Raw genomic sequence first — 21218 nt, forward strand, 5'->3', positions numbered from 1 at the left:
GACTCAGCCTGAATCGCACTCAGACCGCTTCGTAGGCCGCCATCAGAATGCTGAGGGCCCGGTCGTAGCCTTCGTCCCACAGCACCTGATTCATCACATACGACACCGTCATCCGATGCTCGAAGTCGACGAACACCAGCGACCCACCCCACCCGCCCCACGTGCAGGTGCGCCCCTCCAGCCGGTAGCCCATACCCCAGCAGATCTGTTGTCCCAGAACACGATCGACCCCGCGGAATTGCTCCTCGAAGACGCGTTCACACCCCGCCTCCGACAGCAACCGAACGCCGCCGACCGTCCCACCACACGCCAGCACCGACTGCACCGCGCCAACGGAACGCGCATTGCCGTGTCCGTTGATGGCCGGTATCTCGGCCCGCCGCCAGGCCAGCGTGTTCGCATCGGACACCCCGACCGGAAACCCCTCCGGCTTGTCACCCTCGGGCGAGGCAATGAGCGTCGCAACGCGCCGATCATGCTCGGCAGCGAGCCCGATATGAAAGTCCGCCCCCAACGGCCCCGCCACCTCCTCCGCGAAGAACGTGCCAACACTGCGCCCACTCACCCGCGCAATGACCTCACCGACCAGATGCCCGAACGTCACCGCGCGATACCCAGCAGCACTCCCGGGTTCCCACTCCGGCGCCTGCGCCGCCAGCCGAGCCGTGACCGTCGGCCACGAATACAGCTCAGCCGCCGTGATCGATCCATCCCACCCCGGCAGCCCCGCCGTATGCCCGAGCAAATGCCGAACCCGCACATCCTGTTTCCCCGCAGCCGCGAACTCCGGCCAATACAACGCAACCGGCGCATCCAAATCGAGCTCCCCCCGATCCGCCAAAATCAACGCACACAACGCCACCATCGTCTTGGTCGTAGACCACACATTGACAATCGTGTCCCGCTCCCACGCAACACTGCGCTCCGCGTCGACAGACCCACCCCAGACGTCAACGACCGCTTCACCATCGACATATACCGCTGCCGAAGCGCCGACGTCATCAACATCCAATGAGTCCGCCAACGCCTCCGCCACCGCGCTGAACCGTCCATCGAACCGGCCCTGGATCTCCGTCATCGCCGTAACGTAGCCCGCCCCGAAACCCCTGAGCCACTGGTTTTCAGGGCCCTGGACAACGGCCCGCCGTGTCACATTTCTCGCTTGGCATCGGTCTTATGGACAGCCCGTTCGCCCGATACGAGGAGAAGCTGATGTCATCGGACCAAGAAACAAACAACACCGCGATCTTCCGGCGCTTTCACGACATCGTGAATACCGATGACCTGGAAGCGATTTCGCAAACGATCCACGAGGTCGTCGCCCCAGAAGCACTGCTGCACACGCCACTTCCGATAACCGCAACGGGCGCGGAGGCACTCGAGCATGTTTGGGCAATGCTCCTGCAGGCCTTCCCCGACATTCACGTAGCAGTCGAAGACCTGATCGCAAAGGGGGACAGGGTCGTCTGCAGATCAGTGGTAACCGGCACCCACAAGGGCGACTTCCACGGCCTAGCCCCAACCGGCAACTCCGTCACCTACAACGAAGTCTTCTTCCTCCGCTTCGCCAACAACCGAATCACCGAAATCTGGGGCCTCGTAGACACCCTCACCCTCAGACAACAACTAGGCCTCATCCCAGCCTGAGCCTTCACGCAGTTGGTCGGCTGATCACGGGGAACTAAGACTGTCGAGCAGTGGGCAACGCAGACAAGTGCCCGCGTTCTGTTGCTGACGGTCTCGCCCGACAACGAACACGCTATTGCGCTATACCGGCGCAACGGATTCGACAACGCCGGAGCGTGTGCCACGAACAACGAGGAGGTCAGTGTAGGTAGCTGAGCTTGGAGTTGATGCTGTGCCAGAGATGAAGGTTTGGCCCTTCGGAGTCGCCGCTCGGGCGGAGGCTTCAAACCGCCACATGCTGCGTTGGCTGAAGACCGTCGTGGTGAGCGATGTGGAAAAGGCGTCGTGAGAGGCGTCAGGTGGGGACCAGGAAGATGAGTGAACCCGAACCGCTGTTGACGTGTCGTTACGTTCGAAGTGACGTCGAAACCGTGGCCATGTTCCGGGCTGCGGGAGCTGGGCCTGACAGGTTGTCCCGATTGATGGTCAGGTGGCGTCCGGCATTGAGGCGGCATGAGCCTGGTCTGCGGCTTTGGCATGGAACGTGGGAAGGCGTGCCCTGAAACCGTTTTCGTCGAGTAGATCGGCGGCGAGAGGGAAACCCCCGTCGCGGGGTGCGCCGGCGGACCGGCTCGTAGTAGTGGTGAAGCTTCTGTAATGGGTGTGGAGCGAAGGGGCCGGGTCGTCTGTGGCTGTTGTTTGTCCTGTCAACCGGGCCGTGTGGTCCGGGAGGAGCTGTGGTGAGCGAGCTGAAGTCGTCAGCGAAGTCGTTCGAGATTTTCAAGTGGGAAGTTCAGGAGGCATACGAGAAGGTCAAAGCGAACAAGGGTGCGCCGGGAGTGGACGCGGTGAGCTTGGCGGAGTTCGAAACCGATCTGAAGAACAATCTGTATCGGATCTGGAATCGGATGTCGTCGGGCAGCTACTTTCCGCCTCCGGTCAAAGCGGTGGAGATACCGAAATCGCATGGCGCGGGCACGAGGATGCTCGGGGTGCCCACGATTGCGGACAGGATCGCTCAAACGGTGGTGGCCGCGAGGCTGGAGAAGAGGGTCGAGCCGATCTTTCATCCGGATTCTTATGGTTACCGGCCGGGGCGGTCGCAGTTGGACGCGGTCGGGGTGGCTCGGCAGCGGTGTTGGAGATACGACTGGGTCATCGACTTGGACGTGGAGAAGTTCTTCGACAGTGTCCCTTGGGATCTCGTGCTCAAAGCGGTCCAGGCGCACACCGATCAGCGTTGGGTGGTGCTGTATGTGAAGCGGTGGCTCGAAGCGCCGCTTCAACTGCCCGATGGCACTGTGGCGCAACGAGATCGAGGTACCCCGCAGGGGTCCGCGGTCTCGCCTGTACTCGCGAACCTGTTCCTGCATTACGCGTTCGACATGTGGATGGTCCGGGAGTTCCCCGATGTCGTGTTCGAACGTTATGCCGACGATGCGATCGTGCACTGCGTCAGCGAACGCCAGGCTCGCCTGGTGCTGGCCGCGATCGAGAACAGGATGAGCGAGGTCGGGTTGCGGTTGCATCCGGACAAGACCCGGATCGTGTACTGCAAGGGCGGCAAACGGCGGGGCTCGGCTGAGCATACGTCGTTCACGTTCCTCGGTTACACATTCCGCGCTCGCAGTGCTCGCGACAAGCAGGGCAGGGTGTTCACCTCGTTTCTGCCCGCGATCAGTAAGGACGCTTTGACCAGGCTCGGTCGTACGGTACGGGGGTGGCGGTTACATCGCCGCACCGATCTCGGTTGGGCTGAACTCGCCGCGATGATCAATCCGGTCGTCCGGGGTTGGATGAACTATTACGGGGCGTTCTACCCTTCGGCGATACATAACCTTCTGGCCCGCATCAACACCTACCTGGTGCGGTGGATCCGCAAGAAGTTCAAACGGTTACGGCCGCGCCGCAAGGCCAGGGAGTACTGGGAACGCACCACCACCGAGTACCCGCGTGCCTTCGCCCACTGGCGTTGGGTGGCCTATCCGCTGATGATCAAGACGACAGGAGCCCGGTGAAGGGAGACCTTCACGCCGGGATCTGCGGGAGCCCGAGGGTGCAATCCCCTCGGGCCACCCGACCCCGGGGTGTCCTCGAAGCCGCTGGACGGCGGCAAAGCAGGATGGCAAAGGTGTTGCGACCGAACTGAGTTGACCGACCGTCGCCACCTATTCCGAGTCGAGTTGGGACTCGGACAGGTAGGTGTCAACTGGCTGGCCGCGCTCGTCTTCCAGCGTCACCTTGTACCAAGGGTTGGCGCGGATGGCGGGGTTGAGGCTGAGGTCGTTGGTGTCGTGGGCTGCGGAGTGTTCCCGGTCGACCGCGACTATGACACCGTGGTGTCCCATGGACACGTGGCGGACTCGATCGCCGATCGCGAATTTGGGTTCCGTCATGTTTCACGCACCTTTCCGATACAGGTCACTGTATCTGGCTTGCGTGCAACAACATTGATGAACAGGGAGCGGACCGACTCGGCGGTCGCTGGTTGCGGCATGCGGCCGGCCGTCGATCCGGTCGGCAACCATCCGTTTCCTGCGCGGCAACGAGGATCGGGGCCGCACCTGCCGCAGGTGCCGGTTTTGACTGACTACCCTTTCACGCAGCATGGCAAACTGGTCGGTTTCTTACAGGCGTTTCGGTTTCTTCGGCCTGTACGCGTGGCATCACCGATGCGACAGCGCCATACAGTACAATCGTACTAAGTACGCTCGTACTGTTTACGAGAAGGGTTTCGTATGTGGGATCCGAAGAAGTATCTCGACTTCGCCGATCACCGGGCACGCCCGTTCTTCGAGCTGATCGGCCGGATCGATGCCGAAAAACCGCGCCGCGTAGTGGATTTGGGTTGCGGACCGGGCAATCTCACCGGCGTGCTCGCCGAGCGATGGCCGGACGCGCACCTGGACGCGTTCGACTCCTCGCCGGAGATGGTTCAGGAGGCGCAGGAGCGGGGGATCAAAGCTCGCGTGCTCGACGTCAACGACTGGGAGCCGGACGCCGAGACCGATGTCGTCGTCAGTAACGCTGTCCTGCAATGGGTTCCGAACCATCTGACGCTGCTCGCGGAATGGCTCCCCGCGCTGCCGCCCGGCGCCTGGTTCGCTATGCAAGTGCCCGGCAACTTCGACGCGGTGTCGCATCGGGAGATCCGCGCACTGGCCACCGAGGCGCGCTGGCAGGCCGAGCTGGCCGAGATCGCGCTGCGCAGCGCCGACGCCGTATCCAGCCCAGCCGAATATGCCGCGGTCCTCGCGGTCGACGACGTCGAGGTCGATGTCTGGGAGACCACCTGCCTGCAGCGTCTCTCGGGCCCGGATCCCGTGCTGGAGTGGGTATCCGGCACCGCGCTGCGCCCGATCCGCGCCGCGCTGGACGACGAAGACTGGCGCGAGTTCCGCACCGAGCTGGCACCGCGCCTCCAGATGGCGTACCCGGCCAGATCGGACGGCACCACCTGGTTCCCGTTCCGCCGCATCTTCGCGGTGGCACACAAGCCTTCGGTCTGAGGCGAATTCGCGACCAGCGATACCGGTTGCTATAAGCATACGTACGACCGTATTGTCTCCATCATGGTGGATGTGAGACAACCTGCCGACACGACGTCGGTCGTGCCGTGGACCGCGGTGTCGGTCGTCATGATCGGCATGTTCATGGCGATCCTCGACTCGTACATCGTGGTGGTGGCGGGCCCGGCGATCCGCGCGGATCTAGGCGCCTCCGAGGGGCAACTCCAGTGGATCCTCGCCGGATACCAACTGAGCTACGCGGTGCTGATGATCACCGGCGGCCGCTTCGCCGACATGTACGGCCGCAAACGAATCTTCATCCTCGGCGCGGCCGTGTTCACGCTGTCCTCGATCGTGTGCGCCGCCGCGCAGACCCCGGGCACGCTGATCGCGGCCCGGGTCGTCCAGGGACTCGGTGCCGCGCTGATGGTTCCGCAGGTCTTCGCGATGATCGCCGTGCTGGTGCCGGAGCAGGGCAGGCACCGCGTATTCGGCGTGCTCGGCGTGGTGATCGGCCTGGCGACCATCGGCGGTCAGCTCATCGGCGGTTTGCTGATCGGCGCCGACCTGTTCGGTTCGCAGTGGCGCGGAGTGTTCTGGGTGAACGTGCCGATCGGCCTGGTGACGATCCTGCTGGCCGCGAAGTACGTGCCGGAGTCGCGCGCCGCGGGGGCGCGCAAGCTGGACGTTCCCGGCGTACTCGCATTGAGTGCCGCACTGATCCTGCTCACCTTCCCGCTCATTCAGGGCCGCGAGGCGGGCTGGCCGTGGTGGACGTGGGTCTGCTTCGCGGCGAGCGCGGTCGCGTTCCGGCTGTTCGTCGCGATCGAACGAGGGGTCGATCGCGCGGGCGGCGACCCACTCGTACAACTGGCGCTTTTCGCGCAGCGCTCGTTCGCGGTGGGCATCGTCCTAGTCCTGTGCGTGTACGCGTTCCTGACGTCTTACTATCTGGCACTGTCGATTTCGATGCAGGAGGGACTCGGCCTGTCGGCACTCGGCGCGGGGCTGGTGTACGCGCCCGCCGCGACAACCTTCTTCGTCTTCAGCATGGTCGCCAGTCGGCTGATGCCGAAATACGGTCGGCGCGTACTGGAAGTCGGCGCGATCGTGGTGGCGACCGGCTATCTGACAACTGTCGTCGTGCTGCTGTACGGCCCCGAAATCACTCCGGCACTGGTGATTCCGCTGCTGATGCTGCAGAGCCTCGGCGGGGGACTGCTCATCACGCCGATGCTCAGCACGGTGCTGTCCAGGATCAGTCCGGACTCCGTCGGCACGGCATCGGGGGCGCTGTCGACCGCCCAGCAGGTCGGCGGTGCGCTCGGTGTCGCGGTGATCGGGGCGGTCTTCTTCGCCTCGTTCCACCCCGACGCGGACGGTAGCGCAGCGGCGGCGGGACATGCGTTCGCGATGGCATCGCTCGCGACGTTCGTGCTCGCGATCGTCGCGTCGGTGCTGGTGTTCCTGCTGCCGGCCGCGGTCAGGGCGAAGTAAGGAAACTGTCGACGATGCGCCATGCCCGAGGCATGGCGCTTTCGTCGTCGAGGCGCAGCGCCGTGTTGGTCGCGCAGAGCACGGCGTCGATCTGAAATGCGGCGAGCTCGGCGTCGAGCTCGGCGATTTCACCCGCGGTCACCGCGTGCCGCAGTTCGCGCTCGAGGATTCGCACCCAGGCCTGACGGTCGCCGACCAGCGCATCGCGCACCGGTCCCGGCCTGCTGTCCTGCTCGGCCATGTTCGCGACCCAGAAGCAGCCACCGGCGAACAGAGGACCCTGCGCATAGGCCAGCCAGTTCTCGATCAGCGCCCGGAGCCGGGCGACACCGCGCGGCACGGGCCGGGCCGGTTCGACCACCGTGTCGACGAACAGGTCTCGCGCGTAGTCGATGGCGGCCAGCTGCAAGGCTTCCTTGGACTTGAACAGCGTCTGGATGCCCGCTTTGCTCAGCCCCGCGTCGGTGGCCAGCCTGCCGAAGCTCAACCCCTCCAACCCGTCCAGCGAGCCGATGTCGACCGCGTGCCGCAGCACGGTCTGCCGCGTCTTCGCACCGCGGAGCAGGCGCTTGTCGGTGATCTCGGCGGGCTCGCGCCGGGCGAGCACCGCGGAGTCGGGGCCACTTTCCATACGGTCGATCGTACTCAGGCTGGCGAGAAATGGTCACCGGACGGCCGGTTTTGTGCTTGGATCGCCCCATGTCCTACGAGGTCGACCCGCGCGTAGACACCTATATCGACGCGCTGTCCGCCTGGCAGCAAGCGATCTGCCGGGAGGTGCGCGAGCTGGTGCACGCGGCTGATCCTGAGGTCGTCGAGACCATCAAGCGCACTGTGCAGCCGTACTTCGTGCTCGACGGCAACATCTGTGCCCTGCTCGCGGCGAAGACGCACGTCAATGTCTTCCTCTACGACGGAGCCATCGTGCCGGACCCGGACGGCATCATCACCGCCGGGCACGACAACAAGACCGCACGAACCGTCGCCGTTCGCGAAGGCGAAAAAGTCCCTGCCACACCGCTTCTCGCGATGTTCGAGCAGATCATCGCGAACAATCGCGCCGGTGGCTCGCGCAAACTAAAACGCGAGAGCTGACGCTCAGCCGACCGCGGCGTCGAGCGAATCCGGCAGTTCGCCAAGGTCTTCCAGACCTCTCGCCGCACGCTGCGAGAGTGCGGCGAGCACCGGCAGCCGAGCGTCGCCCAGTGACATCGCATGGTTACCAAGGTGATTGGTGACGAACGCGACCGACAGACCAAGCCTCGGTATCGCAATACCACCCGATCCGCCGATCCCGAAGTGCCCCAACGCCTGCCGCGTCAGCTTGGTGCCGACGATCCCGCGGTGATAGCCGAGGGCGAAATGCGGTGGGGCGCCGAGCACATAGTCGAACCGCCCGTTCGGCGGCATCTGCGCGATCAGGTGGGTGGTCTCCGGCCGCAGCAGTCGGCGCCGGCCGATCATGCCGTCGTTGGCGATCGCGCCGTACATCTTGGCCAGCGAACGGGCCGTGAAAACCCCGTTCCAGCCGGGCATCATCGTGTCGTAGGGCTGCTCGCCGAGCGTCATGTCCGCCCAGCCGTCGTACACCGCGCTGCGCGCCGAGTGCACCGCCTTCATCGCGGCGAACGGGGCGATCATCCGATCGAACGGCACCCGCGCGACGCCGAGCCGCGGCGACAGTTTGGCCAGCCGATGCCGCTGGTGCTGCGGGACGCCGAAGTAGAAGTCGTTGTCGCCCAATGGTTCGCCCAGTTCGGCGCGGACCAGCTCGGTGAATCCGCGCCCGGTGGCCCGTTGTGCGATTTCCGCGACGATGGTGCCGAAGGTGAGTCCGTGATACCCGGACGCGCGCAGCCGCAACGGGTCCGGCGCGGAGGCGGCGATGGCGGCGGCCATGGCGTCGTGGTCGAGCAGGTCCGCCGGGTCCTCGACCAGTCCACGGGTGCGCTGCAATCCGGCGCGATGGCTCAGTACGTCGCGCACGGTGATGGCTTCCTTGCCGTTCACCGCGAACTCCGGCCAGTAGGTCGCGACCGGTGCGTCGTAGTCGAGCACGCCGCGTTCGGCCAGCCGGTGCACGACCGTGGCCGCGACACCCTTGCCGGTCGAATACGACAGCGCCATCGTGTCCGCGTGCCACCGTCGATCGCCGTCTGCCCACCCGGCCCAGATATCCAGCACGGGCGCGCCGTTCAGGTAGACCGCGAGGGCACCACCGCCCTGCCGCTTGCGCCGGAACATCGCGAAGAACTTCGCGGCCACAACGGTGAAGCGGTCATCGATGAGCATGTTCCCGGCACTGGGCGCGCTGTCCGAGCTCGCTAACGGCATGGTCAGACTCCTTTGCCCAGAACGCCGGACAAGCCGCCGCAGTAACACTTGCAAGCAGCTTGCTAACACCCACGGTAACGCGTATCAGTTGTCGGGTGCAATGGGTCTGAGACAGTTGGTGTGCAGTCCGGGCGCCGAGACGGCCGGGGTCGGGACGCATCGCACGGCAGCGGCTGCCGTGCGATGCGCATGCTGTCAAAGCCGCGGATCGACCGGTTCGGACTCGAGTGCGAGCACCGCGAAGACGGCCTCGTGTACCCGCCACAGCGGTTCGCCTGCGGCCAGCCGGTCCAGTGCCTCGAGGCCGAGGGCGTACTCGCGCAAGGCCATTGAGCGCTTACGGCCGAGTCCACGCGAGCGCAGCCGATCCAGGTTGGCCTCGCGCAGGTATTCCGGGCCGTAGATGATCCGGAGGTATTCGGGGCCACGGCATTTCACGCCGGGCTGCACCAGCCTGCCGTCTCCCGTCGCCCCTTCGGACTTCTTCCGCCCACGAACCAGCGCCTGCCGCGGCTTGACCACCATGCCCTCGCCACCCGCCGCGGTGAGCTCAGTCCACCAGGTGGTGGCGGCCGCCGCACTGTCCGGGTCGGTCAGGTCGACGAACATCCGTCCCGTCGGCGCGAACAGGTCGGTGTCTGCCGCGACCAGCCGGTCGATCAGCGCGAGGTGCCAATCATGTTCGCGCACCGCATGGTTCGCACCCTCGCCGGCGAGGATCTGGAACGGCGCGAGCCGAAGCCCGGCCATGCCCTCGACCGGCCAGCAGTAGCGGCCGTACGCGTCGGTGAACGCCGCGGCGTCGTCCTTGCGCGCCCCGGTGCGGTCCGCGAGGTCGGCGACGTCCATGCCGCGTTCGGCCACTGCGGCGAGTACCTCGGTGGTGGCACCCAGCGCCGCCCGTGCCGCCGCGCCGACGGCCGCGTACTGGTTGCGCAGCAGGCCGATCGCCTTCGCCGACCACGGCATCAGCTCGGTATCGAGCAGCAGCCATTCGCTGCGCAGCTCATCGAACAGCCCCGCGGTCTCGGCCGCCGCGCGCACGCGAGCGAGCAGGGCCTCGGTGTGCACGGGATCGTCGAAGAACGGACGGCCGGTGCGCGTGTAGATCACACCGGTGCCGCCGTCATCGACGCCGAACCGGTCCCGCGCGGCCTGCGCGGACCTGGCAACCAGAACCACGGCCCGCGACCCCATGTGCTTCTCCTCGCACACCAGCTCGTCGATCCCCTCGCCGCGGTAGTACGCGAACGCCTCCGCCGGATGCTCCAGGTATCCCGCCAGTTCCGAGGTCGCGCACGGCGACATCGTCGGCGGCAGGTACACCAGCCAGCGCGGGTCGATGGCGAACCGGCTCATCACTTCCAGTGCGGCGCAGGCGTTCTCCTCCTGCACGCCGACCCGTCCGTGATACCGGGTTTCCACCACACGGCGCCCGACCACGTCGTCGAGGTCGAGCACGCCGGGATCGCGGTGCACCACGCCCTCGGCCGTGCTGATCGTGGTGGCCTCCAGCGGCCGCACCGGCTCATACCAAACCGACTCCGCCGCAACCGAAACCGGCTCACGCTCCGGATAACGCAGCGCCGAGAGCCTGCCGCCGAACACCACACCGGTGTCCAGGCACAGTGTGTTGTTCACCCACTGCAGATCGAGCACCGGCGTGTGCCCGTACAGCACGGTGGCGCGGCCGCGGTAGTCGTTGGCCCACGGGTAGCGCACCGGCAAGCCGTATTCGTCTGTCTCCCCGGTGGTTTCGCCGTACATCGCGAACGATCGCACCCGACCCGACGCCCGCCCGTGGAACTCTTCCTTCAGCCCCGCGTGTGCGACGACGAGCTTGCCGCCGTCGAGCACATAGTGGCTGACCAGCCCACGGCAGAAATCGTGCGCCGCCTTGCGGAAGACCTCGTCCTCGGCCTCGAGCTGCGCCAGCGACTCGGCCAGGCCGTGCGCCACTCGCACCTGCTTGCCGTCGAGAGCGCGTACGAGCTTGTTCTCGTGATTGCCGGTGACGCACAGGCCGGTTCCCGCCGCGACCATGCCCATCACCAGCCGCAGCACGCCCGGCGTATCCGGCCCGCGATCGACCAGGTCGCCGACGAACACCGCGGTACGACCCTCCGGATGGCGCGCGCCGACCGCACGGCCCGCGTCATCGCGCTCGATGACATAGCCGAGTTCGCCGAGCAGCGTTTCCAATTCGCTCCGGCAGCCGTGCACGTCACCGATCACATCGAACGGCCCGGTGAGCTCGCGCTTGTCGTTCCACGCCTTCTCGTCGACGATGGTCGCCGCCTCGATCTCGGCCACGCCGCGCAGCACGTACACCTTGCGGAAGCCCTCGCGTTCGAGCCCGCGCAGGCTGCGCCTCAGCTCGCGCTGCTGCCGGACCACCACGTGCGCGCCGAGCGCGGACCGGTCGGGACGGGCCGAATTACGTTCCAGGCACACCGAATCCGGCACGTCCAGCACGATCGCCACCGGCAGCACATCGTGTGCCCGCGCCACCGCGATCATCTCCTGCCGCGACTTGGCCTGCACGTTGGTCGCATCGACAACCGTGCGCAGCCCACGCCGCAGCCGAACGCCCGCGATGTGGTGCAGCAGGGCGAACGCCTCGGCGGTGGCCGACTGGTCGTTCTCGTCGTCGCTGACGATGCCGCGGCAGGCATCCGACGACACGATCGCGGTCGACCGAAAGTGCTTGCGCGCGAACGTCGACTTGCCCGACCCGGTGCTGCCGATCAACACGACGAGGGACAGCTCAGGTACCGAAAGCTCCGTCATCATGCCGCCCCTTCCCTTGTCGATTCCACCGTGATCTCGGTGTTGTTGAACTCTCTCTTCGTGAACACAGCCATCTGCGTCGGCGCCCCGAGCTCCGCATCCGGCACGCCGATCGGCACGAACCGCACCGTATAGCCGTGCCGCGCGGCGACTCCGTCGGCCCACGCCGCGAATTCCGCTCTGGTCCACTCGAATCGGTGATCGGCGTGCCGAAACGAGCCTGCCGCCAACGTCTCGAAGGTCACATTGAACTCCGCGTTCGGCGTGGTGACGAGCACCGCTCCCGGCGCGGCCGCCCCGAACACCGCATGCTCCAGCGCCCCGAGCCGCGGCAGATCCACGTGCTCGATCACCTCCATCAGCACCGCGGCGTCATAACCACGCAACCGGGCATCGGTGTAGGTGAGCGCGCCCTGCCGCAAGGTCAGCCGCTGCGCCACCCGCTCAGGCATCCGCTCGAGCCGCAACTTGCGTTCGGCGATATGCAACGCCCGCATCGACACGTCCACACCGACGATCTCGGTAAACACCTTGTCCGCCAGCAACTCCCGCAGCAACGTGCCCTCACCGCAACCGAGATCGAGCACCCGCCGCGCCCCGACCTCGTGCAGCGCAGCGCGCACCGCCGCACGCCGAGTTACCGCCAAAGACGGTGCGCTCCGAGTGGTTTCGGTGTCACCGTGCTCATCGGACGGCGTAGCGCCGAGGCCGCCGGTTGCCTCCGCGCTGACACTCTCGCTCATGGCGGTGCTGCCGCCGTCGGCCACGGTCGGGTCCAAGTCGCTCTCGGAGTCGGCCACTTGCCTTGTCGTAGAGGATGTTTCGGCGGACCCTGCAGCCGAAGCGACCTCACTCGAGTCAGCCCCATCGTCCACCTCCTCCACCGCATCCAACAGCTCCGGCTCCACCTCTTCCAACTCGGCCAACCGAGCCAACGCCGTACGCACCAGCGAATGCCGCCGCGCCAGATACCGCCGCGTGATCCACTCCCGCTCCGGATGCTCGGCCAACCACCCGCCACCAGCCCGGATCAGCTTGTCCACCTCGTCAGCGGCCAGCCAGTAGTGCTTGGCCCCGTCCAACACCGGCAGCAACACGTACAGGTGCGAGAGCGCATCGGCCAACCGCACGGTCCCGGACAACTCGACCCGCAGGTAATGCGAATCACCCCAATCGGGGAACGCCGGATCCAACGGCAGGGGAGTGGCGGTCACCACCCATCCGAGCGGCCCGAACATCCGCTCCGCCACCTCGGCCCCACCCCGGCAAGGCACCGCGGGCAGCTCGATCCGCAACGGCAGCGCCGTCTCCACCAACTCCGGCCGCAGCGTGCACCGCCCGTGCAACGCGGTCCGGAACACCGCACCGATCGCCACCGACAGCAGCGACGACGCCGCATACGGCCGATCGTTGACGTACTGCCCGAGACTGAAATCCGGTGTCCCACGCGAACGTCCACGCACCAACCGGATCGGATCGATCTCCAGCACCAGCGCCGCCGTACACCGAGCGGAAGTCGCCTCCGGATACACCACATGCGCCGTGCCGTACGACTGCTCGAACGCCTGCACCCGGTCGGGATTCTTGTGCAGCAAGAACCCCAGATCGGTCGCCGGCCAAGCCGCGCCGTCCGGTGGTGTGCAAGTGATCGTCAGTAGCATCTAGCGATCGTCGCTTAGCCCCCGTAACCTGCGCAAGGAAGTTTCACGCAGACCCCGGCAACCTTAGCGAGGACGTCCACCCGCGGATCCGGTCACCCGTAGTAGACGCGGTGGCGCAGACTGCCCTGGATCCGCCCGACGAGCACGCCCGCATGCAGGGTCCACAAACCGCGCGAGATGCGATTCCTGGTGAGCCGGATGAACGGATTGTGCAGCACCACAAGCACGATCGAGAACCATGTCGCGTGGAACGGCAACCGCGGACAGCCGAGGGGGCGATGCTTGGCGTACACGTCGACGGCACCGCGCCCGTAGCCGAGCGCTTGCCGCCAGGTGTCGCGATAGGTCGTGCGCAGTCGGTACGCGACGAGGGCGCCCGCGGCGTGGCCGAAGCGCAACCCAGCCTGCTGCATGCGCCAGCTGATGTCCACGTCGTCGCCGCCGAACAGGCTCTCGTCGTATCCGCCGACCTTGTCGAAGGCGGTGCGCCAGTAGCCCGCATTGTTGCCGTGCGCGTAAGGCAGGTAATGGGTGGGGAAGCCGTCCTCCGGCGCGGGCATCGGTCGCCAGGCGGCAACTTGGGGGCTGTTGAGCGTCGCCACCTCGACGGCACCGCTCACCGCGTCGTAGTCGGCGGCGGTCCGGACCAGCGCACTGAGCCAGCCGGGATGCACCCGGTCGTCCTGATCGACGAAGGCGAGGAAGTCGCCGTCGGCGACTGCCGCCCCGTTGTTGCGCGCGTACGACGGACCGCGGATGGCGGAGCTGTCCACGTAGCGCAGCCCCAATGTCGCGGTCAGCGGGTGTCCGTCGACGTGCTCGGCCAAGCCGTCGCCGGAGCCGTTATCGCTGACCAGTACTTCATAGGAGCCCGGATAGTCCTGCTCGGCCAGGCCGGCGAGCTGTTCGTCCAAATCTGGTAGTCCGTTGAACACCGGAATGATGACCGAGACGAGCTCAGGTGTACGCGCGGATGCGGCGGACGCAGACATCGGTACTCCCCCTAGGGCCGCGACAAAGTCGCGATCCAGTTCGACAAGCGATTCGGTTCCGTCCCCCTTGACGGCATCGTGGAACCTACTCGCAAACTCCGTGTCCCGCTGGGCTTTTCGAATGTTTCATCGGCCACTGGAGCTAGTTGACGCAGGACCGTTCAAGCCGTCGGATACGGCCAGGTCCAGTCCGCGACCTCGGGGATGTCCTCGCCGTGCTCCCGGGTCCACGCCCGCGCCTCCCACCGCGCGTCCACCATCTCCTGGCGCAGCCCGGCGGCCCGCTCACCCAGGCTCGGCACCCGATCGATGACATCCATCACCAGGTGATACCGATCCAGATCGTTGAGCATCACCATGTCGAACGGGGTGGTGGTGGTGCCGCGCTCCTGGTACCCGCGCACGTGCAGCCCATCATGGTTGGCCCGCCGATAGGTGAGCCGGTGCACCAGCCATGGATACCCGTGAAACGCGAAGATCACCGGCCGGTCGTGGGTGAACAACGTGTCGAACTCGCTGTCGGGCAACCCATGTGGGTGATCGTCCTGCGGCTGCAGCCGCGTCAGATCGACCACATTGACCACCCGAACCCGCAATCCGGGCAGCCGATCGCGCAGAATCGCCGCCGCAGCAAGGGTTTCCAGCGTCGGCACATCACCGGCGCAGGCCAGTACGACATCCGGAATGGTGCCGAGCTCATCGTTGTGCCCCGCCCAATCCCAGATCCCGATGCCACGCGCACAGTGCTCGGCCGCGTCGTTCACCGAAAGCCAGTCCGCCTGCGGCTGTTTGCCCGCCACCACCACGTTGACGTAGTGCCGCGAACGCAGGCAGTGGTCATAGGTGGACAACAGGGTGTTGGCGTCCGGCGGCAGATAGACCCGCACGATCGAGGCCTTCTTGTTGAGCACCACGTCGAGAAAGCCGGGGTCCTGATGCGTGAACCCGTTGTGGTCCTGCCGCCAAACATGCGACGACAGCAGGTAATTGAGGCTCGCGATCGGCCGCCGCCACGGCACCGCCGCACTGGCGTCGAGCCACTTGGCATGCTGGTTGAACATCGCATCGACGATGTGGATGAACGCCTCGTAACAGGTGAACACTCCGTGCCTGCCGGTGAGCAGATAACCCTCCAGCAATCCTTGGCACATGTGCTCGGACAGCACCTCGATCACCCGCCCCGTGCGGTCGAGATGCTCGTCGTACTCACCGATTTCGGCCTGCCAGTTGCGGCCGGTCACCTCGAGGATGTCTTGCAGCCGGTTACTGGCCAGCTCGTCGGGCGCGAAGGTGATGAAGTTGTCCGGGTTGTTCCGAGTTACCTCACGCAACCAGCCGCCGAGCACCCTGGTCGCCTCATGCTCCGACCCACCGGGCGTGGCGACCTCGACCCCGAAGTCCCGCCAGTCCGGCAGATTCAGATCCCGAACGAGCTTGCCGCCGTTGGCAACCGGGTTCGCACTCATCCGCTGATCGCCCTCGGGCACCTGATCGAGCAGTTCCGACACCGGCCTGCCCAACTCGTCGAACAACTCCTCCGGTCGATACGACCGCAGCCACTGTTCCAGCACCGCACGATGGCTCGCGTCGGTGCGCGCGGCGGGCAGCGGCACCTGATGCGCTCGGAACGTGCCCTCGACCTGCTCGCCGTCCACTATCGGCGGACAGGTCCAGCCCTTCGGTGTACGCAACACGATCATCGGCCAGATCGGGCGCACCGCGTCGGTGCCACCGCGCGCGGCCCGCTGAATCTGCGCGATGCGTTCCATGCAGGTATCCACCGCGACGGCCATCGCCTGGTGTACCTCGGTCGGATCGCTGCCCGACACGATGATCGGCTCATAGCCGTACCCCCGCATCAGCGAAACCAGCTCCTGCTCCGGAATGCGCGCGAGGATGGTCGGATTGGCGATCTTGTACTGGTTCAGCGCGAGGATCGGCAGCACAGCGCCGTCGCGCGCCGGATTGAGAAACTTGTTGGCGTGCCAGCTGGTGGCCAGCGGACCGGTCTCCGCCTCGCCGTCACCGATCACGCAGAACACCGTCAGGTCCGGGTGGTCCAACGCCGCGCCGAAGGCATGCATGAGGGAATAGCCGAGCTCGCCACCCTCGTGAAACGACCCGGGCGTCTCCGGAGCGCAATGGCTCGGCACACCACCGGGAAAGGAGAACTGCGCGAAGAACGTGCCCATCCCCGCGCCGTCCTGCGGAATGTGGCTGTACAGCTCGGAGTACGTGCCCTCCAACCAACCGCACGCGTTCGGCCCCGGCCCGCCGTGCCCCGGTCCCGCCACGAAGACGGCACTCAGCCCGCGCTGACGGATCGCCCGATTGGCATGCACCCACACCAGATTCAATCCGGGCACGGTGCCGAAGTGACCGAGCAGCCGCGGCTTGATGTGTTCGGCCTGAAGTGGCTCGCGTAGCAGCGGATTCGCCATCAGATAGATCTGCCCGACGGCCAGGTAGTTCGCGGCCCGCCACCAAGCGTCGATCGAGGTCAGTTCGTCGCGGTCCAGCGGTCCGGCGAGATCCGTCAGCCGATATGGCTGCGGGGCGACGGTTTCGCCACCCGTGCCGCCGACGTTGTCGGCCGAGGTGTCCATATCCGCACTCGTGTCGGTCATGCGCAGACTCTCCTCGTCCTCGGGGGAGAATTCCAGTGCCAGCCTAATGGCAGTTCGACGCGCGAAGGGCGACTAGGACGTTCACCGCCGCGATGGTCTAGGGTCCGCCGCATGCAGACACTCGGCAGGATCATCGGGATCGGCACCATGGCCGCGGCAGCGGTCACTCTGGTCGCCTGTGGCTCGGACGACAAGGCGGCGTCCACTCCCTCCTCTTCCTCCGCGCCTTCCTCGGCCGCGAAGGTCGCACCGGCGCAGGGCTCGCCCAGCGTGAGCAAGGGCCGGGAATGCACCGCGGAGGACATCGGCGTGAGTGGCGACTTCGGCACCGCCCCGAAGATCACCCTCCCCGACAACTGCGACCCGCCAAAGAAGCTCATCACCAAGGACCTCATCCAGGGCACCGGACCCGGCGCCGCCGCGGGTCAGCAGCTGACCATGAACTACGCGTTGGTCACCTGGTCCAACGGACAGAAGAAGGACAGCTCCTTCGATCGCGGCACCCCGTTCCAGCTCACCCTCGGTGGCGGACAGGTCATTCCCGGCTGGGACCAGGGACTCATCGGTGTGCAGCAGGGTTCGCGCCGACTGCTGATCGTGCCGCCGGACCTCGGCTACGGCGCCAGCGGTCGCAGCGGCATCGCGCCGAACGAGACGCTGGTCTTCGTCACCGACGCGGTGTCGGTCGGCAAGTAGGGCCCGAAAAGCGGCCGAGTGCAGCCCGCCCCGGCCGGTCAACTAACCTGGTCGGGATGCGTACGCCGCGTCCCTCGCCAGCCCGGCGGGTGCCGGGGTCCCGGTGGAAGCCCGGGACGACGGGGGATCGCGTCTCAACCAGAACAGACGACGAACAAGGAGCATGTCCGTGAAGAGCACCGTCGAGCAGCTGAGCCCGACCCGGGTCCGGATCAATGTCGAGGTGCCCTTCGAGGAACTGAAGCCGGACTTCGATCGCGCGTACAAGGCACTGGCCAAGCAGGTCAAGATCCCCGGCTTCCGTCCCGGCAAGGCCCCGGCCAAGCTGCTCGAGGCCCGTCTCGGCCGCGGCGCGGTGCTGGAGCAGGTCGTCAACGACGTGCTGCCCGGCCGCTACAGCGAGGCCGTCACCGCGTCCGACGTGAAGGTCATCGGCCAGCCGGAGATCGAGATCACCAAGATCGAGGACGGCGAAGAGCTCGCGTTCACCGCCGAGGTCGACGTGCGCCCCGAGCTCACGCTGCCGGATTACGAGACCCTCGCGGTCACCGTCGACACCTTCACCATCGGCGACGAGGACATCGACGAGCAGCTGCAGTCGCTGCGCCAGCGCTTCGGCACCCTCACCGGTGTCGAGCGCGCGGTGCAGGACGGCGACTTCGTCTCCATCGATCTGTCCGCGACCGTCGACGGTGAGGACGTCCCCGAGGCGGCCACCACCGGCCTGTCCCACGAGGTCGGCTCCGGCCAGCTCATCGAGGGCCTCGACGAGGCGCTGATCGGCCTGGCCGCCGGCGAGTCCAAGGAGTTCACCTCGACCCTGGTCGCCGGTGAGCACGCGGGCAAGGAAGCCGTCATCAAGGTCACCGTGCAGTCCGTCAAGGAGCGCGAGCTGCCCGAGGCCGACGACGACTTCGCCCAGCTGGCAAGCGAATTCGACACTCTCGAAGAGCTGAAGACCGACCTGCGCAGCCGGGTCGAGCGCAGCAAGAAGGTGGAGCAGGCCGGCCAGATCCGCGACAAGGTGCTGGAGACCCTGCTCGAGCAGGTCGAGGTGCCGCTGCCGGAGGCGGTCGTGCAGGCCGAGATCGACGCCGTCACCCACGACGCCGTGCACGGCTTCGACCACGACGAGGCCAAGCTCGCCGAGGCGCTGGAGGCCCAGGGCTCCAGCCGCGAAGAGTTCGACAAGGACGCCAAGGAGTCCGCCGAGAAGTCGGTGCGCACCCAGCTGCTGCTGGACGCCATCGCCGAGGCGGAGAACACCCAGGTGGGCCAGGAAGAGCTCACCGAGCGGATCCTGTTCCAGTCGCAGCGCTACGGCCTGGCCCCGGAGCAGTTCATCCAGCAGGTGCAGCAGGCGGGCCAGCTCGGCGCGATCTTCGCCGACGTCCGGCGTGGCAAGGCCCTCGCGGGCGTTGTCGGCAAGGTGAAGGTGACAGACTCCGAGGGCAACGTGGTGGACACCGCCGAAATGTTCGGTGCCCCGGAGGATTCCGCTGCCGCCGACGACGTCGAGGTGATCACCGACGCCGCCGCTGACGACGAGTCGACCGAGGCCGCCGCGGCGAAGGCTGAATGAGTTCTATGAAATGCCAGCGTGACAAGCGGCGACGAGCTGCGCTGATTGCGCTGATTGCGCTGTGAGCGAAGAAGGGCGGTACCGGGAGTTCGGTGCCGCCCTGCTTCGTTAATGTTTGTGACAACGAACCAGAGATGGCCGTCGGCCAACGAGCCGGTTAGAAAAGGCAGGTATCCGTGACAGTCAATCAGGCAGGGGTCGTCATGACATCCGCGACTGCTGGTCTCAACCTCAGCGATTCGGTGTACGAGCGACTGCTTACCAATCGCATCATCTTCCTCGGCACCCAGGTCGACGACGACATCGCGAACAAGCTCTGCGCGCAGATCCTGCTGCTCACGGCGGAGGATCCGAACAAGGACATCGCGCTCTACATCAACTCGCCCGGTGGCTCGGTGACCGCCGGTATGGCCATCTACGACACCATGCAGTTCGCCGAGTGCGACATCGCGACCTTCGGCATGGGCCTGGCCGCGTCGATGGGGCAGTTCCTGCTCACCGCGGGCACCAAGGGCAAGCGGTTCGCCCTGCCGCACGCACGGATCATGATGCACCAGCCGTCGGCGGGCATCGGTGGTTCCGCGGCCGACATCGCGATCATGGCCGAGCAGTTCGCGCACACCAAGCGTGAGCTCAACGAGCTGCAGGCGCTGCACACCGGCAAGTCCGTGGAGCAGGTCGCGATCGACGCCGACCGCGACCGCTGGTTCACCGCTAAGCAGGCGCTGGAATACGGCTTCATCGATCGCGTGATCAGCCACGCGAATCAGACCAACGGCGTAGGCAACAACTAGGCGCCATCCGGACTCTCTGTCCGTTCAGCGCATCAGCGGCTTACACACACAGACTTTGGAGACGAAGATGGCCAACCAGTTTGACCCACGCGCAGCGCTCGGCGGTATGGCACCGCAGGGCGCCGAGTCGCGCTATATCCTGCCGTCGTTCATCGAGCACTCGAGCTTCGGCGTCAAGGAGTCCAACCCGTACAACAAGCTCTTCGAGGAGCGCATCATCTTCCTCGGCGTGCAGGTGGACGACGCGTCGGCGAACGACGTCATGGCGCAGCTGCTGGTGCTGGAGTCGCTCGACCCCGACCGCGACATCACCATGTACATCAACTCGCCAGGTGGCTCGTTTACGTCACTGATGGCCATCTACGACACCATGCAGTACGTGCGTGCCGACGTCGCGACCGTCTGCCTCGGCCAGGCCGCCTCGGCCGCGGCCGTGCTGCTGGCCGCCGGTACCCCCGGCAAGCGCGCCTGCCTGCCCAACGCCCGCGTGCTGATCCACCAGCCGTCGCTGGAGGGTGGCATCCAGGGTCAGGTGTCGGACCTGGAGATCCAGGCCGCCGAGATCGAGCGGATGCGTCGCCTGATGGAGACCACGCTGGCCTTCCACACCGGCAAGGACGCGGACCAGATCCGCAAGGACACCGACCGCGACAAGATCCTGACCGCCGCGGAGGCCAAGGAATACGGGATCATCGACCAGGTGTTCGACTACCGCAAGCTCAGCGCGCAGAAGAAGTGATCGAACGGGGCGAATCGCCGATCCCGGCGGCGATTCGCTCGTAAGTTGCTACACCCCAGGGAGTTCCGGCCGGGAAGTGCGCCTTGTGGCGTGCTGCCCGGCCGGACTGCTTCAGTGCCACGGCTGGCCCGGAAACGCTTCGGTCACCAGCCCCGATGAAACAAGCGGCCGGAGCGCGAAAAGGCTGTTGAACGGACACAATGCGCTCCGGTGTCGTGAGAACTCGCACAACCCGGCGGAGAAACATGCTCGAGTTGTCGACCTCCATCGCACACAACAGGTACGGTCAACCTAGGGACCTTTGCTCCCGGTTGACAGCACTGCCCCACCCGCCGGAACCGGTCGATGCGTTTGCGACCACACCCGGTGGC

The 21218-nt window shown here is 66.2% G+C and carries 17 protein-coding genes and 1 pseudogene; 10 read left to right on the forward strand and 8 right to left on the reverse strand.

The window, feature by feature from the left end; genetic code table 11:
* Positions 1 to 19: 19 nt before the first annotated feature.
* Complete coding sequence (locus ACQPW1_RS12195) at positions 20 to 1078, reverse strand: serine hydrolase domain-containing protein (protein ID WP_433662830.1); 1059 nt, start codon at positions 1076 to 1078, stop codon at positions 20 to 22.
* Positions 1079 to 1176: 98 nt separating this feature from the next.
* Between ACQPW1_RS12195 and ACQPW1_RS12200 the strand changes: the two genes are divergently transcribed.
* The 3 genes and pseudogenes from ACQPW1_RS12200 to ltrA all read left to right on the forward strand — a co-directional run bounded on the left by ACQPW1_RS12200 (position 1177) and on the right by ltrA (position 3644).
* Complete coding sequence (locus tag ACQPW1_RS12200) at positions 1177 to 1647, forward strand: ester cyclase (protein ID WP_433662831.1); 471 nt, start codon at positions 1177 to 1179, stop codon at positions 1645 to 1647.
* Positions 1648 to 1695: 48 nt separating this feature from the next.
* Positions 1696 to 1842 (forward strand): annotated as a pseudogene (locus ACQPW1_RS12205) (hypothetical protein); the annotation flags it as partial.
* A 524-nt stretch (positions 1843 to 2366) separates the two neighbouring features.
* Positions 2367 to 3644 carry a group II intron reverse transcriptase/maturase gene (gene ltrA / locus ACQPW1_RS12210; protein WP_433655162.1) on the forward strand — a complete coding sequence of 426 codons (1278 nt, stop codon included), beginning with the start codon at positions 2367 to 2369 and terminating at the stop codon, positions 3642 to 3644.
* Between the two features lie 150 nt (positions 3645 to 3794).
* On the opposite strand, the gene hspQ is transcribed toward ltrA, so the two are convergent.
* Positions 3795 to 4022 (reverse strand): heat shock protein HspQ, encoded by a 228-nt coding sequence (gene hspQ / locus ACQPW1_RS12215; RefSeq protein WP_433662832.1) that lies wholly within the window; start codon positions 4020 to 4022, stop codon positions 3795 to 3797.
* 342 nt (positions 4023 to 4364) lie between these two features.
* Here hspQ and ACQPW1_RS12220 point away from each other — a divergent pair, with 342 nt between their 5' ends.
* Entirely contained in the window at positions 4365 to 5135 is a 771-nt protein-coding gene (locus ACQPW1_RS12220) for a trans-aconitate 2-methyltransferase (RefSeq protein WP_433662833.1), read from the forward strand.
* A 63-nt stretch (positions 5136 to 5198) separates the two neighbouring features.
* Positions 5199 to 6632 carry an MFS transporter gene (locus ACQPW1_RS12225; protein ID WP_433662834.1) on the forward strand — a complete coding sequence of 478 codons (1434 nt, stop codon included), beginning with the start codon at positions 5199 to 5201 and terminating at the stop codon, positions 6630 to 6632.
* On the opposite strand, the gene ACQPW1_RS12230 is transcribed toward ACQPW1_RS12225, so the two are convergent.
* The gene (locus ACQPW1_RS12230) at positions 6619 to 7263 is read right to left on the reverse strand and encodes a TetR/AcrR family transcriptional regulator (protein ID WP_433662835.1); all 645 of its coding nucleotides are present in this window, start codon (positions 7261 to 7263) and stop codon (positions 6619 to 6621) included. The genes ACQPW1_RS12225 and ACQPW1_RS12230 overlap by 14 nt on opposite strands.
* Before the next feature lie 68 nt (positions 7264 to 7331).
* Between ACQPW1_RS12230 and ACQPW1_RS12235 the strand changes: the two genes are divergently transcribed.
* Positions 7332 to 7727: a DUF1801 domain-containing protein gene (locus tag ACQPW1_RS12235; protein WP_433662836.1), complete on the forward strand. Its 396-nt coding sequence runs from the start codon at positions 7332 to 7334 to the stop codon at positions 7725 to 7727.
* A 3-nt stretch (positions 7728 to 7730) separates the two neighbouring features.
* Here ACQPW1_RS12235 and ACQPW1_RS12240 read toward each other — a convergent pair whose 3' ends face one another.
* The 5 genes from ACQPW1_RS12240 to ACQPW1_RS12260 all read right to left on the reverse strand — a co-directional run bounded on the left by ACQPW1_RS12240 (position 7731) and on the right by ACQPW1_RS12260 (position 17036).
* Entirely contained in the window at positions 7731 to 8966 is a 1236-nt protein-coding gene (locus ACQPW1_RS12240) for a serine hydrolase domain-containing protein (RefSeq protein ID WP_433662837.1), read from the reverse strand.
* A 195-nt stretch (positions 8967 to 9161) separates the two neighbouring features.
* Complete coding sequence (locus ACQPW1_RS12245; RefSeq protein ID WP_433662838.1) at positions 9162 to 11756, reverse strand: polynucleotide kinase-phosphatase; 2595 nt, start codon at positions 11754 to 11756, stop codon at positions 9162 to 9164.
* Positions 11756 to 13417, reverse strand: coding sequence for a 3' terminal RNA ribose 2'-O-methyltransferase Hen1 (locus ACQPW1_RS12250; protein WP_433662839.1), 1662 nt, complete (start codon positions 13415 to 13417; stop codon positions 11756 to 11758). The genes ACQPW1_RS12245 and ACQPW1_RS12250 overlap by 1 nt, the downstream gene beginning before the upstream one ends.
* A 92-nt stretch (positions 13418 to 13509) precedes the next feature.
* Positions 13510 to 14409, reverse strand: a complete 900-nt coding sequence (locus ACQPW1_RS12255; protein WP_433662840.1) for a glycosyltransferase — start codon at positions 14407 to 14409, stop codon at positions 13510 to 13512.
* Between the two features lie 161 nt (positions 14410 to 14570).
* On the reverse strand, positions 14571 to 17036 hold the full coding sequence (locus ACQPW1_RS12260) for a phosphoketolase family protein (RefSeq protein ID WP_433662841.1): 2466 nt from the start codon (positions 17034 to 17036) through the stop codon (positions 14571 to 14573).
* A 111-nt stretch (positions 17037 to 17147) separates the two neighbouring features.
* On the opposite strand from ACQPW1_RS12260, the gene ACQPW1_RS12265 reads away from it, so the two are divergent.
* From ACQPW1_RS12265 to ACQPW1_RS12280, 4 genes are all read left to right on the forward strand, one after another.
* Positions 17148 to 17732 carry an FKBP-type peptidyl-prolyl cis-trans isomerase gene (locus tag ACQPW1_RS12265; RefSeq protein WP_433662842.1) on the forward strand — a complete coding sequence of 195 codons (585 nt, stop codon included), beginning with the start codon at positions 17148 to 17150 and terminating at the stop codon, positions 17730 to 17732.
* A 169-nt stretch (positions 17733 to 17901) separates the two neighbouring features.
* Positions 17902 to 19314: a trigger factor gene (gene tig / locus ACQPW1_RS12270; RefSeq protein WP_433662843.1), complete on the forward strand. Its 1413-nt coding sequence runs from the start codon at positions 17902 to 17904 to the stop codon at positions 19312 to 19314.
* Positions 19315 to 19517: 203 nt separating this feature from the next.
* Positions 19518 to 20108 (forward strand): ATP-dependent Clp protease proteolytic subunit, encoded by a 591-nt coding sequence (locus ACQPW1_RS12275; RefSeq protein ID WP_433662844.1) that lies wholly within the window; start codon positions 19518 to 19520, stop codon positions 20106 to 20108.
* A 67-nt stretch (positions 20109 to 20175) separates the two neighbouring features.
* On the forward strand, positions 20176 to 20847 hold the full coding sequence (locus ACQPW1_RS12280; protein WP_357383138.1) for an ATP-dependent Clp protease proteolytic subunit: 672 nt from the start codon (positions 20176 to 20178) through the stop codon (positions 20845 to 20847).
* Positions 20848 to 21218 lie beyond the last annotated feature (371 nt).

The organism is Nocardia sp. CA-128927, from assembly GCF_050955855.1.
Classification (GTDB): Bacteria; Actinomycetota; Actinomycetes; order Mycobacteriales; family Mycobacteriaceae; genus Nocardia.